At 64.1% G+C, this 14,810-nt stretch carries 16 protein-coding genes and 5 tRNA genes; all 21 read right to left on the reverse strand.

Annotation, left to right across the window (positions count from 1 at the left end):
- On the reverse strand, positions 1–317 hold a 317-nt coding region (locus BM031_RS18270), incomplete at its 3' end, for a transposase (protein WP_143084637.1).
- Positions 318–358: 41 nt separating this feature from the next.
- A complete protein-coding gene (locus BM031_RS18275) occupies positions 359–733 on the reverse strand; it encodes a hypothetical protein (RefSeq protein ID WP_091876003.1) in 375 nt (124 codons plus the stop codon).
- 146 nt (positions 734–879) lie between these two features.
- A tRNA-Cys gene (locus tag BM031_RS18280) sits at positions 880–953 on the reverse strand.
- Positions 954–1,024: 71 nt separating this feature from the next.
- A tRNA-Gly gene (locus tag BM031_RS18285) sits at positions 1,025–1,100 on the reverse strand.
- 27 nt (positions 1,101–1,127) lie between these two features.
- Positions 1,128–1,203: transfer RNA gene (locus BM031_RS18290), tRNA-Gly, on the reverse strand.
- Between the two features lie 27 nt (positions 1,204–1,230).
- Positions 1,231–1,306: transfer RNA gene (locus BM031_RS18295), tRNA-Gly, on the reverse strand.
- A gap of 45 nt (positions 1,307–1,351) precedes the next feature.
- Positions 1,352–1,427 (reverse strand) — tRNA-Gly (locus BM031_RS18300).
- An 88-nt stretch (positions 1,428–1,515) separates the two neighbouring features.
- The gene (pgsA, locus tag BM031_RS18305) at positions 1,516–2,094 is read right to left on the reverse strand and encodes a CDP-diacylglycerol--glycerol-3-phosphate 3-phosphatidyltransferase (protein ID WP_091876004.1); all 579 of its coding nucleotides are present in this window, start codon (positions 2,092–2,094) and stop codon (positions 1,516–1,518) included.
- Positions 2,095–2,374: 280 nt separating this feature from the next.
- Complete coding sequence (uvrC, locus tag BM031_RS18310) at positions 2,375–4,321, reverse strand: excinuclease ABC subunit UvrC (RefSeq protein ID WP_370660061.1); 1,947 nt, start codon at positions 4,319–4,321, stop codon at positions 2,375–2,377.
- Between the two features lie 81 nt (positions 4,322–4,402).
- Positions 4,403–4,807, reverse strand: coding sequence for a holo-ACP synthase (gene acpS / locus BM031_RS18315; protein WP_091876005.1), 405 nt, complete (start codon positions 4,805–4,807; stop codon positions 4,403–4,405).
- Between the two features lie 17 nt (positions 4,808–4,824).
- Positions 4,825–5,592, reverse strand: a complete 768-nt coding sequence (pdxJ, locus tag BM031_RS18320; protein ID WP_091876006.1) for a pyridoxine 5'-phosphate synthase — start codon at positions 5,590–5,592, stop codon at positions 4,825–4,827.
- Positions 5,593–5,610: 18 nt separating this feature from the next.
- Positions 5,611–6,426, reverse strand: coding sequence for a DNA repair protein RecO (recO, locus tag BM031_RS18325; protein ID WP_091876007.1), 816 nt, complete (start codon positions 6,424–6,426; stop codon positions 5,611–5,613).
- A gap of 44 nt (positions 6,427–6,470) precedes the next feature.
- On the reverse strand, positions 6,471–7,373 hold the full coding sequence (gene era, locus BM031_RS18330; protein WP_091876008.1) for a GTPase Era: 903 nt from the start codon (positions 7,371–7,373) through the stop codon (positions 6,471–6,473).
- Positions 7,370–8,146: a ribonuclease III gene (rnc, locus tag BM031_RS18335; protein ID WP_229409021.1), complete on the reverse strand. Its 777-nt coding sequence runs from the start codon at positions 8,144–8,146 to the stop codon at positions 7,370–7,372. The genes era and rnc overlap by 4 nt, the downstream gene beginning before the upstream one ends.
- 78 nt (positions 8,147–8,224) lie before the next feature.
- A complete protein-coding gene (locus BM031_RS18340) occupies positions 8,225–8,626 on the reverse strand; it encodes a DUF4845 domain-containing protein (RefSeq protein WP_091876010.1) in 402 nt (133 codons plus the stop codon).
- 15 nt (positions 8,627–8,641) lie between these two features.
- Positions 8,642–9,556, reverse strand: coding sequence for a signal peptidase I (gene lepB, locus BM031_RS18345; RefSeq protein WP_091876011.1), 915 nt, complete (start codon positions 9,554–9,556; stop codon positions 8,642–8,644).
- Complete coding sequence (lepA, locus tag BM031_RS18350) at positions 9,556–11,349, reverse strand: translation elongation factor 4 (protein ID WP_091876012.1); 1,794 nt, start codon at positions 11,347–11,349, stop codon at positions 9,556–9,558. The genes lepB and lepA overlap by 1 nt, the downstream gene beginning before the upstream one ends.
- A 318-nt stretch (positions 11,350–11,667) precedes the next feature.
- A complete protein-coding gene (locus BM031_RS18355) occupies positions 11,668–11,940 on the reverse strand; it encodes a glutaredoxin family protein (protein WP_091876013.1) in 273 nt (90 codons plus the stop codon).
- Positions 11,937–13,418, reverse strand: coding sequence for a DegQ family serine endoprotease (locus tag BM031_RS18360; protein WP_091876014.1), 1,482 nt, complete (start codon positions 13,416–13,418; stop codon positions 11,937–11,939). Before BM031_RS18360 ends, BM031_RS18355 begins: the two co-directional genes overlap by 4 nt.
- A 302-nt stretch (positions 13,419–13,720) precedes the next feature.
- On the reverse strand, positions 13,721–14,125 hold the full coding sequence (locus BM031_RS18365; RefSeq protein WP_091876015.1) for a sigma-E factor negative regulatory protein: 405 nt from the start codon (positions 14,123–14,125) through the stop codon (positions 13,721–13,723).
- A 59-nt stretch (positions 14,126–14,184) separates the two neighbouring features.
- Positions 14,185–14,787: an RNA polymerase sigma factor RpoE gene (gene rpoE / locus BM031_RS18370; protein ID WP_091876081.1), complete on the reverse strand. Its 603-nt coding sequence runs from the start codon at positions 14,785–14,787 to the stop codon at positions 14,185–14,187.
- Positions 14,788–14,810 lie beyond the last annotated feature (23 nt).

The following is a 14,810-nucleotide window of genomic DNA, read 5'->3' on the forward strand; positions in this document are numbered from 1 at the left end:
CGATCCATCGTGCCCGCTCCGCAGGACTCATTCCCCAAGCTTTTTTTGAGCCAATCCACCTGCATCTTCAGCTTGCCGATCTCGCTGTACAGCTTGTCCTCGGGGCTGCTTTCGTCCACCGGCTTCGGCCCGCGCTTGACGTCGAACAGCGCGTCGGCGTTCTCCAGGATCTCCTTCTTCCACTGGCCAACCAGCACCGGATGCACGCCGTATTCCTGTGCGATCTCCGTCACCGTCTTCACCCCGCGCACCGCTTCCAGCCCGACCTTGGCCTTGAATTCGGCGCTGTGCACCCTGCGTTTTTTACCTTCACTCATTCGCTGTCATCCTTTCGCGGACCACAGCTTAAACCACCGTCTCAAACTTGGGGTCCACTATAGTCGCGCTTCATCTGCCTTATCCACGCCTCGGCCCATTCGTAGTTCAGCATGTTGGTCGAGACCGTGGCAACGCTGGGTAGCAGCGTGTCGAGCAGCTTCTGGTCGGACAGTGGTACCGAGTTGTGACGGCGGTACTCGGCCACGCAGCGATGTACCGTCCAGATCTCGCCCTTCGAGCTTTTCTTCTCCAGCAACGATGCAGGGACAACCCCTTGGGCCAGCAAGCTCTCTAGCTGCCGTCCGTACTGCTCGGCAGCCTCGTAGTCATCGAAGGTTATCCAGAGCCGCTTTGGAAGGAGCTTATGGGTAACACACAATTGATACCCGTAGGGGCGCTTGATGATGTTCGCCATGATGCCTAGATCATAGGACCCTTAGGCGAAAAGTAAACGGCCACACGACGGCCATTTGGCCGTTATCAGGTGCGGTGCACCGCTCAAAACGAACGGTGTTGAACCCAATGCAAACGAGCCCCAACGGGGCCCGTACTATGAGGTTCTGGAGGCGAGGACGGGAGTCGAACCCGTCTAGACGGCTTTGCAGGCCGCTGCATAACCGCTTTGCTACCTCGCCAGAGGTGATCTTGCTAGCTGAAGCGGCGGGTTACGCGCCGCTTCAACCGAGAAGGCTGGCTTCCCTGAATTTGGAGCGGGAGAAGAGTCTCGAACTCTCGACCTCAACCTTGGCAAGGTTGCGCTCTACCAACTGAGCTACTCCCGCTGAGGAGTACAACGTGTCGTAAAACCTTGGAGCGGGAGAAGAGTCTCGAACTCTCGACCTCAACCTTGGCAAGGTTGCGCTCTACCAACTGAGCTACTCCCGCTGAGGAGTACAACGTGTCGTAAAACCTTGGAGCGGGAGAAGAGTCTCGAACTCTCGACCTCAACCTTGGCAAGGTTGCGCTCTACCAACTGAGCTACTCCCGCATGGAGTCTTACTAACTATAGCGCGCCAGCTCGTCCTGGACAAACTGGAGCGGGAGAAGAGTCTCGAACTCTCGACCTCAACCTTGGCAAGGTTGCGCTCTACCAACTGAGCTACTCCCGCTTTGTCTTTCATCTGCTGCGTTGTTGTCGCAACAGGCAGGCATTATAGAGATTCTATTCCGTACGTCAAGGATGGTTCGGAACATTTCTTACGAGCTCCCCGCCTTCTCCTTGATGAGCGGCCAGGCGCGGCGCAAGTAGTAGAACATCGACCACACCGTCAGCAGGCCGGCCACCCACAGGAAGTACTCGCCCCAGTAGTGCGTGTCGACCCCGTACAGCACATCGTGGAACAGCAGCAGCGGAATGGCCGTCATCTGGGCCGCGGTCTTGATCTTGCCGAGCGAGCTGACCGCCACCGACTTGGTGGCGCCGAGCTGGGCCATCCATTCGCGCAGGGCGGAAATGGTGATTTCGCGGCCGATGATGATGAAGGCGATGATGGCGTTCACACGGTCCAGCTGCACCAGCACCAGCAGCGCCCCCGCCACCATCAGCTTGTCGGCCACCGGGTCGAGGAAGGCGCCGAAGGCCGAGGTCTGGTTCCAGCGGCGCGCCAGGAAGCCGTCGAACCAGTCGGTGATGGCAGCGACCACGAACACCAAGGTGGCCGCCAGATTGCGGTCGGCCAGCGGGAGCCAGGGGGTCGGGAGATAGAAGACGCCTACGACAAGGGGAATCAGCGCTACGCGTAACCAGGTCAGGAGAATCGGGATGTTGAAAGGCATAGGGAAAGCACTGGTTTGCGGGAATGAAAGATTGCGCCGCTAGTCTACATTGGTATTGCTTTTTGGACTAGGTGGGGCGTCTGTATGTGTTTGGGGTGGAAGGAGGCGGCGGTGGGTGCGCGACGAACTTGGGTTCCGGCCTTCGCCGGAACGACGGTTTCCAGGGTGGTAGTGCAAATGACTTTCCGGCCTGCGCCCCTTGCACGTCGTTCCGGCGCAGGCCGGAACCTAATTTGACCTTGCCCTTCCCAAAAACAAACCGGGGCATCGCCCCGGTCCGTTAGTGCAGCTGCCGATAAATCTCCTCCGCCAGCGTACTCGAAATCCCCTCCACCGACATCAGGTCTTCCACGCTCGCATCGATCACCCCGCGCAGGCCGCCGAAGCGCGCCAGCAGGCGCTGGCGGCGTTTGGCGCCGATGCCTTCGATTTCTTCCAGGCGCGAGGCTTGCCTGGCCTTGGCGCGCTTGGCGCGCATGCCGGTGATGGCGAAGCGGTGGGCCTCGTCGCGGATCATGGCCACCAGCATCAGCGCGGCCGACTCCTTGCCCAGTTCCTGCGGCGTGCGGCCGTCGGCGAAGATCAGGGTTTCCAGGCCGACGCGGCGCGCCTCCCCTTTCGCCACGCCGACGATCATCGACAAATTCAGGCCCAGTTCCTCGAACACCTGGCGCGCCATCTCGACCTGGCCCTTGCCGCCGTCGACCAGCACGATGTCGGGCATGATGCCCTCGCCATTGGCCACTTTCTCGTAGCGGCGCATCAGGACCTGGCGCATGGCGGCGTAATCGTCGCCCGGGGTGATGCCGTTGATGTTGAAGCGGCGGTACTCGCCGTTCTGCATCTGGTGGTGGTGGAACACCACGCACGAGGCTTGCGTCGCCTCGCCCGCCGTGTGGCTGATGTCGAAGCATTCGATGCGCAGTTCGTCCAGCCCTTCGTGGTCGATCGCCAGGGCGTCGGCCAGCGCGCGGGTGCGGGCCTGCTGCGAGCCCTGCTCGGACAGCAGCCGCGCCAGCGCGATCTCGCCGCCCTTGCAGGCCATCTCCAGCCACTGGCGGCGCTGGCCCTGGGGCTGGAAGATCAGGTTGATGCGGTGGCCGCATTGTTCGCTCAGCGCGAGGATCAGTTCCGGCTGGTCGAACTCGATGTTGAGGATCAGGGTGCCCGGGATGAACTGGCCCGCGTAGTGCTGGGCCAGGAAGGCGCACAGCACCTCGATCTCGATCGGGCACTCACCCAGCGACTCGCCGACGTGCGCCGGGAAGTAGGCGCGGTCGCCCAGGTGGCGCCCGCCGCGCACCATGGCCAAATTGACGCAGGCGCGCCCGCCCTGCACCACCACGGCGATCACGTCGACGTCGGCGTCGCCCACGGTTTCCATGCTCTGTGCGTGCAGCACCTTGGACAGCGCCTGGATCTGGTTGCGCACGCTGGCGGCCTGCTCGAACTTGAGCTCCATCGCATACGACTGCATCTTTTGCTCGAGGTCGGCCAGCACCTCGGTCTGGCGCCCGCGCAGGAAGCGCGCGGCGTTGTCGACGTCGAGCCGGTACTGCTCGGGCTCGACCAGCTTGACGCAAGGCGCGCTGCAGCGGCCGATCTGGTGCAGCAGGCAGGGACGGGTGCGGTTGGCGTACACGCTGTCCTCGCAGGTGCGCAGCATGAAGACCTTCTGCAGCAGCTGGATCGATTCCTTGGCCGCCCAGGCACTCGGGAAAGGACCGAAATACTGGTTCTTCTTGTCCAGCGCGCCGCGGTAATAGCCCAGGCGCGGGGCTTCGCCGCCGGAGATCTTGATGTAGGGGTAGCTCTTGTCGTCGCGGAACAGGATGTTGTAGCGCGGCTTGAGCGACTTGATCAGGTTGTTTTCCAGGATCAGCGCTTCGGCCTCGCTGCTGGTCACCGTCGTTTCCAGGTGGGCGATCTGCGAGACCATCATCGCGGTGCGCGGGCTGGCCAGGTTCTTCAGGAAGTAGCTCGACACGCGCTTCTTGAGGTTGCGCGCCTTGCCGACGTAGAGCACGTTCTGGTTGGCGTCGAAATAGCGGTAGACGCCCGGCAGGTCCGGCAGCTTGGCGACGGTGGCGAGCACGCGCTCGCGCGCCGATTCGTCCGGCTTGACCGGGTCCGCTGCGTCTTCCTTCAATGTCGCTTTCAATTCTTCTTTCATGGCCTGCCAACTGTCCGGCCGCGCGCGCTGCGCGGGCACGGCCTTGACTTTCATCCTGGTGGATCGGGGGCGCGGCGGCTTCTGCGCCGGCGCAATGACTTGAACTTCGCTCACCACGTTGTTGCTTCGCCTGCCTTATTGCTGTCCCAGGTCCTGGGTAACGATCACGAAGGCGACGCCATATTCGGCCTCGTCGCTGACGCTCACCTGGGCGCTGAGGCCGTAGTCTTGCATGAATCGTTCGAGCGCACCGCTGCAGACGATCATCGGCTTGCCACCGGGTGCGTTGAGTACTTGAGCCGAGCGCCAGGTCATGGGCATGCGCATGCCCAGCCCGATCGCCTTCGAGAACGCTTCCTTGGCCGAGAAGCGCGTAGCCAGGAAACGCAGCCCGCGGGTCGCATTCTTGGCGCTCCGGGCGTGGTACTTGGCCAACTCCTCGGGCCCGAGGATTTTTTCCGCAAAGCGCGGGCCGCTGCGTGCGAGGGCGGCCTCGACACGCGAAATCTGGACGATGTCAGTGCCGATGCCGTAGATCATGCGATTCCCCCGCTGTGTTAATTTTTGTACGACACGCCAAGGCGCGCCGCGACCATGATGGCCTTCATCTCGCGCACCGCATTCTCCCAGCCCGCGAACAGGGCGTGGGCGACGATCGCATGGCCGATATTGAGCTCATGGATGTCGCTGATCGCCGCGATCGGCTGTACATTGGTGTAGTGCAGGCCGTGGCCGGCATTCACGCGCAGGCCGCGCGAAGCGCCCGCATGCACGCCCACCTTGATGCGCTCGATCTCGCGCAGGGCTTCCTCGCCTTCGGCCTCGGCATAGCGCCCGGTGTGCAGCTCGATCACGGTCGCGCCCACCGCGCCGGCGGCCTCGATCTGGCGCTCGTCCGCATCGATGAACAGCGACACCCGGATGCCCTCGGCCTTGAGCTGCCGCACCGCCGCTTCCACTTCCTTGTAGTAGCGGATGACGTCCAGCCCGCCTTCGGTGGTGACCTCTTCGCGCCGTTCCGGCACCAGGCACACATCCTGCGGCTTGACCTGGCAGGCGAAATCGATCATCTCGCGGGTCACGGCCGCTTCCAGGTTCATGCGGGTGGCCAGCAGCGGGCGCAGGGCCAGCACGTCGGCGTCCTTGATGTGGCGGCGGTCTTCGCGCAGGTGCAGCGTGATCAGGTCGGCGCCGGCCTGCTCGGCCAGCAGCGCGGCGCGCAGCGGGTCCGGATACACGGTGCCGCGCGCATTGCGTACGGTGGCGATGTGGTCGATGTTCACGCCCAGGTCGATGACGGGGCCGGCGGGTTGCAGGAAGCTCATGTGGTGTGAAGTCTCAATTTATAACTGCATCAGGTCGATCAAAATCTGGCGGGTATTGAGCGGCGCGCCGCCCAGGTGGTGGGCCAGCAGGAAGCGCATCAGCTGCTTGCTCTGGGCCTGCGTGGCCGGGTCGGCATAGTCCTCGCGCTCCATGTCGAGCAGGGTCTTGCCCGTCACCACAGGCCAGCTGTCGGCCGGGGTGGACGGGCGCGCGCCGCGTTCCGGGTCCACCACGTAGTCGCCGGCCGGGTCGACCCGGGCGCGGGTCGCCGTGCAACGGCTGAGGTCGGCGGCGACGCCGGTTTCCTTCAGCAGGGCCCGCTCGAACTTGCGCAGCACGATCGGCACCGGTTCGCCGTGGGCCAGCTGGTTCAGCGTGGAGACGTAGTGGTCGAACAGGGCCGGATGCTTGTCGTCGCGGGCGATCAGCTTGACCAGCAGCTCGTTCAAGTAAAAGCCGCACAGGAGCGCGGTCTTTTCCAGCGGCAGCATGCCGCCGACCCACTCGGCATCGATCAGGGTGCGCAGTTCGGACTTGCCGCTGAAGGACACCGACAGCGGCTGGAAGGTCTGCAGCACCCCGCGCAGCTTGGACAGCGGGCGCTTGGCGCCTTTCGCCACCACGCCCACGCGGCCGAAGTCGCGCGTGAACATGTCCACGATGAGGCTGGTTTCCTTGTAGGGATAGCTGTGCAGCACGAAGCCGGGCTGGCCGCTGACACGGGTGTCGCGCAGCGGCGGGCGGCTGCGCTTGGCCGCGGCTGGCGCAGCCGGGGTGGAGGGCGCAAGCTGCTGCGCCTCCGGTGTGTCTACGGTGTCGTCTTGAGTGGGCATGCGTGGGGGGCTATCCTCCGTTGCCTGGGGCCTGGGAAAAGCGCTTACTCGTAGCCGTAGGCGCGCAGGCCCGCTTCGTTGTCGGCCCAGCCCGATTTCACCTTGACCCAGATCTCCAGGTACACGGTGCCGCCGAACAGCTTTTCCATGTCCAGGCGCGACTGGGTCGAAATCTCTTTCAGGCGCGCGCCCTTGTTACCGATAATCATCGACTTGTGGGTGTCGCGCTCGACCAGGATGGCGCAGAAGATGCGGCGCAGGTCGCCCTCCTGCTCGAACTGCTCGATGATCACGGTGCTGGTGTACGGCAACTCGTCGCCGAGCAGGCGGAAGACTTTCTCGCGCACGATCTCGGTGGCGAGGAATTTCTCGCTGCGGTCGGTGATGTCGTCCGGCCCGAAGACCGGGGCGTTTTCCGGCAGGTGGCGCTTGATCTCGGTTTCCAGCGCATCGACCTGGAAACGCATCTTGGCCGAGACCGGCACGATGGCGCTGAAGTCGCGCAGCGCGGCGATCTTCTGGGCGAAGGGCATCAGCACCGCCTTGTCCTTGACGCGGTCCGATTTATTGATGACCAGCACCACCGGGACATTGGTCGGCAGCAGGTCGAGCACCTGCTGGTCGGCCGGGCCGAAGGTGCCGGCTTCGACCAGGAACAGGATCACGTCCGAGGACGTGAGGGTGTTCGACACGGTCTTGTTCAGCGTCTTGTTGAGCGCGTTCGCATGGCGGGTCTGGAAGCCCGGCGTGTCGACGTAGATGAACTGGGCGTCGTCGCGGGTCTGGATGCCGGTGATGCGGTGGCGCGTGGTCTGGGCCTTGCGCGAGGTGATCGACACCTTGGCGCCGATCAGCACGTTCATCAGGGTCGACTTGCCGACATTCGGGCGGCCGACGATGGCGATGTAGCCGCAGCGGAAATGTTCCGGGGTGGTAGGGGTACTCATACTGGGGTAGTTCCTGGTTGTTCCGGCGCACCCGCGTTCTGGGCTGTACCTTCGGATTGGACCGTGGCGATGCCCAGCTTGAGCTGGGCGGTGCGCGGCTTGGCCTTGCGGCCGGAAGACGGCCTGGTCATGGCTGCCTGGGCGGTTTCGAGCGCGAGGCGGGCGGCGGCCTGCTCGCCGGCGCGGCGGCTGCCGCCACGGCCGAAGACCTGCACGCCCAGTTTCGGCACCAGGCATTCGACTTCGAATTCCTGGCTGTGGGCCGCGCCGTGGGTGGCCACGACATTATAGGTCGGCAGCGGGATCTTTTTACTCTGCAGGAATTCCTGCAGCAGGGTCTTGGCATCCTTGCCCAGGGTGGCCGGATCGACCGTGTCGAGCAGCGGGATATAAAAGGCGCGGATCACGCTGCGCGCGGCTTCGAAACCGGTGTCGAGGAAGATCGCGCCCAGCAGGGCCTCGAGCGTATCGGCCAGGATCGACGGGCGGCGGAAACCGCCGGACTTCAGCTCGCCCTCCCCCAGGCGCAGGAATTGCGACAGCTCCAGCTTCTGGGCGATCTCGAACAGCGACTGCTGCTTGACCAGGTTGGCGCGCAGGCGCGACAGGTCGCCCTCGTCGAGCGATGCGTAGCGTTCGTACAGGATGGAGGCCACGACGCAGTTCAGGATCGAGTCGCCGAGGAATTCCAGGCGTTCGTTATGCAGCGCGCTATGGCTACGGTGGGTCAGGGCTTGCTGGAGCAGGCCGGTGTCCCGAAACGTATAGGCCAAGCGTGTTTGCAATAACTGTAGATTCATTGTGCTGTCGTAGTTTCGTCCGGCGCCGGGGTGCCGGATGCCTGTTGCGTATTACTGGGTGGGCGCGTCGGCACTGGCCGCCACCACGCCGCTCGGGTCGGTTGTGCCCGCGTAGTCGATCACGAGGCTGACATTGGCTGCCAGCGGCACCCGCTTCTCGTAGGCGAAGCTGACCTGCACTTCGCCATCGTCGCGGGTAATGGTCAGGTCGCGGCCCTTGATCGCGGTGACATTATTCATGCCCGCATTCTTGTCGAAGGCTACCTGCATTTCCCGCACCGTGCCGCCAGTTTCCTTGGCGCGCACGATGGCATCCTTGATCGCGCTGTACTCAGTATAGGTCGGCAGCAGCTTGAGCGCGAATACGGCGGCGACGCCGAGCACGGCCAGCACGAGGATGAGGCCGGTCAGCGAGACGCCGGCTTCGCGGGTAAAGGATTGCTTCTGACGCATGGTGGATCTCCCGTGTTACTGGATGCCGCCAATCCGTTTCGGATTGCCGAAGTTCATCCAGACGACGATCGCCTTGCCAACAATGTTCTTGTCCGGCACGAAGCCCCAGTAGCGGCTATCGGCACTGTTGTCGCGGTTATCGCCCATCATGAAATAGTTGCCTGGAGGTACGATACAGGTAAACTTGTCGTACGAATAGTCACAGGCTTTGCGAAGGGGGAAATCCTCGACGGAACCAAGGTCGAACACCCGCTTGCCATCGGTATTCAGGATCCGGTGCGGCACGTTGGCCAGGTTCTCGGTGAACTGCTTGTGGTAGACCGGGTGCTGGTCGTCCAGGTAGTCGTCCATCGGGGTGTAGCTGACGGCCTTGCCGTTCACGGTCAGGCGTTTGTTCTCGTAGGTAATGGTATCACCGGGCACGCCAATGACGCGCTTGATGTAGTCCTGGCTCATGTCCTTCGGATACTTGAACACCATCACGTCGCCGCGCTGCGGGTCGGCGTTCTCGATGATCTTCTTGTTGATGATCGGCAGCCGGATTCCATAGGCGTACTTGTTCACCAGGATGAAGTCGCCCACCAGCAGGGTCGGCACCATCGAGGACGACGGGATCTTGAACGGCTCCCACAGGAAGGAGCGCAGCACGAACACCAGCGCGATCACCGGGAAGAAGCTGCCCGAATACTCGATCCAGGTCGGCTGGCGCAGGTTGGCCGTTTCGATCGCAGCACGCTTGTTGCTGTCGACCTTGATCCCTTCGGCCAGCAGCTTGTTGGTGCGGGCGTCGTACTCCGCCAGCGCGGCGTCGGCCGCACGGCGGCGCTGCTTGGCGAAGACGAACACATCCAGGCACCAGATAATGCCCGTGATAATCATCAAGACGAACAGGATCAGGGCGAAATTGCCCAGAATGGGTTGCAGATTCATTATTTGTCGTCCACCTGGAGGATGGCCAGGAAGGCTTCCTGTGGAATTTCCACCGAGCCGACCTGCTTCATGCGCTTCTTGCCGGCCTTTTGCTTTTCCAGCAGCTTCTTTTTACGCGAGATGTCGCCGCCGTAGCACTTGGCCAGCACGTTCTTGCGCAGCGCCTTGACGTTTTCGCGCGAGATGATGGTCGCGCCGATCGCGGCCTGGATCGCCACGTCGAACATCTGGCGCGGGATCAGCTCGCGCATCTTGGCAGCCACCTGGCGGCCGCGGTACGGGGCGTTGGCGCGGTGGACGATGATCGCCAGCGCATCGACCTTCTCGCTGTTGATCAGCATGTCAACCTTCACCACGTCGGCGGCGCGGTTCTCCTTGAACTCGTAGTCCATCGAGGCATAGCCGCGCGAGGTCGACTTGAGGCGGTCGAAGAAGTCGAGCACGATTTCCGCCATCGGGATCTCGTAGTGCAGCTTGACCTGGCGGCCGTGGTAGGCCATGTCCATCTGCACGCCGCGCTTGCCGTTACACAGGGTCATGACGGCGCCGACATACTCTTGCGGCATGTACAGGTTGACGTCGACGATCGGCTCGCGCACTTCGTTGATGCGCGACGGTTCCGGCATCTTCGAGGGGTTGTCGACGCGGATCATGGAGCCGTCGCGCATCTCGACTTCGTAGACCACGGTCGGCGCGGTGGTGATCAGGTCCATGTCGAACTCGCGCTCGAGGCGTTCCTGCACGATTTCCATGTGCAGCAGGCCCAGGAAGCCGCAGCGGAAGCCGAAGCCCAGCGCCTGCGACACTTCCGGCTCGTACATCAGGGCGGCGTCGTTGAGCTTGAGCTTTTCGAGCGAATCGCGCAGTGCGTCGTACTGGTTCGATTCAACCGGGAACAGGCCGGCGAAGACCTGCGGCTGGACTTCCTTGAAGCCCGGCAGCGGGCTCGGGGCCGGTTTGCTGGCCGAGGTGACGGTGTCGCCCACCTTGGCGGCGGTCAGTTCCTTGATGCCGGCGATGATGAAGCCCACCTGCCCGGCCGACAGTTCCGGCAGCGAGACCGAACGCGGGGTGAACACGCCGACGCTCTCGACCAGGTTCACGGAACCGGTGGCCATCAGCAGGATCTTTTCTTTCGGGCGCAGGGTGCCATTGATCACGCGCACCAGCATCACGACACCCACATACGGGTCGTACCAGGAGTCGACGATCAGGGCTTGCAGCGGCGCTTCCTTGTCGCCCTTCGGCGGCGGCACGCGGGCGATCAGGGTTTCCAGCACGTCTTCCACGCCCAGGCCGGTCTTGGCCGAGCACACGGTGGCGTCGGAGGCGTCGATGCCGATCACGTCCTCGATTTCCTTCTTGGCGTTTTCAGGGTCGGCGTGCGGCAGGTCGATCTTGTTCAGGATCGGCACCACTTCCACGCCCAGGTCGAGCGCGGTGTAGCAGTTGGCGACCGTTTGTGCTTCCACGCCCTGCGACGCGTCGACCACCAGCAGCGCGCCCTCGCAGGCCGACAGCGAACGCGAGACTTCATAGCTGAAGTCGACGTGGCCCGGGGTGTCGATCAGGTTCAGGTTATACACCTGGCCATCGCGCGCCTTGTACTGCAGCGCCGCGGTCTGGGCCTTGATGGTGATGCCGCGCTCGCGCTCCAGGTCCATCGAATCGAGCACCTGGGCGTCCATCTCGCGATCCGACAGGCCGCCGCACAGCTGGATGATCCGGTCGGCCAGGGTCGATTTACCGTGGTCGATGTGGGCGATGATGGAGAAGTTACGTATGTTATTCATTAGCAAAGCTCAAAACCAAAAAGGCCGCGGCCAGCGCGGCGAGGTAAATCAATAGTACGGCGCATACAAAAAAGCGCTCCGTTGGGGAGGCATGCCGGTCCCCGGCCGAAGCGCAAGATGAAGCGAGAGAAGCAGGTGTGCGAGGTGCAGACGCTTTTCCGACCCCGGCATTTTACCGGATTCCGCGAGGGAAAGCCCGTTTTGGGCATCAGTGCCGCAGAAAGGCCGGTTTTCGGCCCATCCGTGCACGAATATGCGGGATTTTTGGGTGGATTCAAGCGCGGCGCGCAGGTCGCCGGGGCGCCCTGCCCCCCGGCTTTACGCGGCAGCGGCCATGCAGCGCTCGGCCCAGCCGCGCGCGGCCGCCGGGTCGAGGAAGTAATGGCACAGTTCCGGGCCGGCCGGGTCGCCGAACAGCACCGGCACCAGTTCGTCGAAGCGCTCGACCAGCGCCGGGTCGGCGTCGACGTCGATGACGGCGACGTCGAAGCGCTCACCGGGCTGCTGCAAGGCCAGCAGGGCCTGCAGCAGGTCGTCGCACAGGTGGCAGTAGCTGCGCGAGTACAGGGTAAAAGGGACGGTGCGCGTCACTGGCGCGGCTTCACGACGACGTACTGGGTGACGTTTTCACGCCGCACCAGCAGGGCCACCGGTTTCTTCGGATCGAGCTTGCCGACCAGCGCGTTGAACTGCGCCGCGCCCGTCACCGGCGTGTTGCCGACCTGCGAGATCACGTCGCCCACCTGGATGCCGGCGGTGGCGGCGATGCCGTCCACGTTCTCCACCAGCACGCCGCCATCGACGCCAAGCTCGCCGCGCTGGGCGGCCGGGATGTCGGCGACGGCCAGGCCGAGCGCATTCGGCGCCGCGCCCGGCGCCGGTTTCTTCGGCGTCGGGCGTGCGGCCGGGGTTTTCTCGTCCTGCAGCTCGACGATGGTGACCGGGACGTCGAGCTGGGCGCCGCGGCGCCACACGGTGACGGAAGCGCGCGTACCGACCTTGGTCGCGCCGACCAGGCGCGGCAAGTCGCGCGTGGTGTCGATTGGCTGGCCGTTGAACTTGAGGATGATGTCGCCGACCTTGATGCCGCCCTTCTCCGCCGGGCCGCCCGCCTCCACCATGGACACTTCGGCGCCGCGCGCCTTGCCCAAACCCAGCGATTCGGCGACGTCGCGCGTGACTTCGCTGATCTGCACGCCCAGGCGGCCACGCGTGACCTTACCGGTGGTTTTCAGCTGGTCGGACACGCGGATGACTTCGTCGATCGGCACGGCGAACGAAATCCCGTTATAGGCGCCGGACAGGGTGGCGATCTGCGAATTGATGCCGATGACTTCGCCGCGCATATTGATCAGGGGGCCGCCCGAGTTGCCCGGATTGACCGCGACGTCGGACTGGATCAGCGGCAGGTATTCGCCAGTGTCGCGCGATTTGGCCGAGATGATGCCGGCGGTGACGGTGTTGTCGAGGTTGAAGGGCGAGCCGATCGCCACCACCCACTCGCCGACCCGGATCTTGCTCGAGTCGCCGGTGCGCAGGTAGGGCAGGTTGTTGGCCGAGAGCTTGAGCAGGGCCACGTCGGAGCGGCGGTCGGCGCCCAGCACCTTGGCCTTGAACTCGCGGCGGTCGGTGAGCGTGACGGTGACCTCGTCGGCGCCTTCGACCACGTGGGCGTTGGTCAGCACATAGCCGTCGTTGGAAATGATGAAGCCGGAACCGACGCCGCGCGTGACCTGTTCTTCGGGGCTGGCGCCGCCCTGCCCGCCCTGTCCGGGCACGCCGCGGCGTCCGCGCGGAATCTGGCCGCCGAAGAAGCGGCGCAGGAATTCCTGCATCTCTTCCTCGCCCGGCGCACCCTGGCCGCGGGTGACGCGCTCGGTGGTGCGGATGTTGACGACGGCGGGACCGACCTTGTCGATCAGGTCGGTGAAATCGGGCAGGCCGGTGACGACCGGGGTCTGGACCGGGGCCGCTGCGGTGGCGGAGGCGGCCGGGAACAGGCTGGCGGCGGACAGCAGCAAGGTCGACAGGATGAGTGAGGCGGGACGACGGGTGAATTCGCGGGTCATGGGGTCGCATTAAAAGGCTGAGATTGACTTTATGGTAAGCCAAAACACGCGCTTTGTCTCGCGGCGGCCTGCCGTGCCACGCCCCCATGCCGTGTGGAAGGTCGGGTCGGAAGCGGGGCGTTTGATTGATACGCCGGGCGAATCACTGCGGGCGGGTGATATGCCTGGCATATCGTGGGGTGGCCCGATTTTCCCGGCCGCGCGTTCAGGCAGCGGCTGCACAGCCGCGGGCTTGCCGTAGCGCCGGCGCAGATCGCATGTGGTTTGAACGCGCGGACGGCAGAGCCGTCCACCCTACGACCTCACAGGCGCTTGACCGCCGCGGCGCCCGGCTCCGCCACCGGCCCTTCATGCGGCGCCGCCGGCGCAACCGCCAGCTTGCTGCCATTGGCCGCGTCGGCGCCGGCCGCCACCGCCGGCGCGATCACGGCCAGTGCGTCGGTGCTTGACGCCGGCTTGCCGGCTGCGCGCCGCAGTGGCACGGATTCCGCGTCGAGCTTGCCCGCCAGGCGCGCCGCGAAGCCGGGCGACAGGCTTGACGCCCCGGGTTCGTCGCGCAGCGCGTCGCCGATCCGGTGGTAGAGCTCCCACGCCGCCTGGCCGTCGGGTTCGCGCAGGGCCGCCAGCGCGAGCTCGAGGTCGGCATCCGGCAGCTCGCCGTCGGCAAAGGCCGATATGTATTCGCGCATCTTTTTATTCGTGTCCATCTGGGTGCCCGCCGACGTCGGTGTGTTCAATATGCCCTGCCTCTCTACGATCCTGCTACCTACCGTCGTTTGTCAACCGGGAAATCGAGCAATGGGCGCAATTTCTCGGCGATGACTTCGCGCGCGCGGAAAATCCGGCTGCGCACGGTACCTATGGGACATGCCATCACCTCGGAGATTTCTTCGTAACTCAGCCCTTCTATTTCTCGCAAGACAATTGCCGTTCGCAATTCCAGCGGCAGTGCTTCCATCGCCGCATTCACTGTGTGGGCAATCTGCTTGCTCGCCAATACCGACTCGGGCGTGTTGATGTCACGCAGGCTGTCGGCATCGTCGAACCCTTCGGCCCGTTCGGCATCGGCCTCGGTGGAGGTCGGCGCGCGGCGGCCCTGAGTGACAAGAAAATTCTTCGCTGTATTAATTCCGATGCGATACAGCCAAGTATAAAAGGCGGAATCGCCGCGGAAATGCCGCAACGCGCGATATGCCTTAATGAAGGTCTCTTGCACCACATCTTCAGCTTCGGCCGGATCGTGCACGAGACGGCCAACCAGGCGCATGAGGCGGCGCTGGTATTTCGCCACGAGCAGGTCGAACGCTCCCCGGTCGCCGGCCTGGACGCGCTCTACCAACAGCTGATCTCCCTCGCGTTCTGTCGTCACGGACCACGCCCCGTCGCTGCAGC

The sequence above is a fragment of the Massilia yuzhufengensis genome (genome assembly GCF_900112225.1).
Classification (GTDB): Bacteria; Pseudomonadota; Gammaproteobacteria; order Burkholderiales; family Burkholderiaceae_D; genus Telluria; species Telluria yuzhufengensis.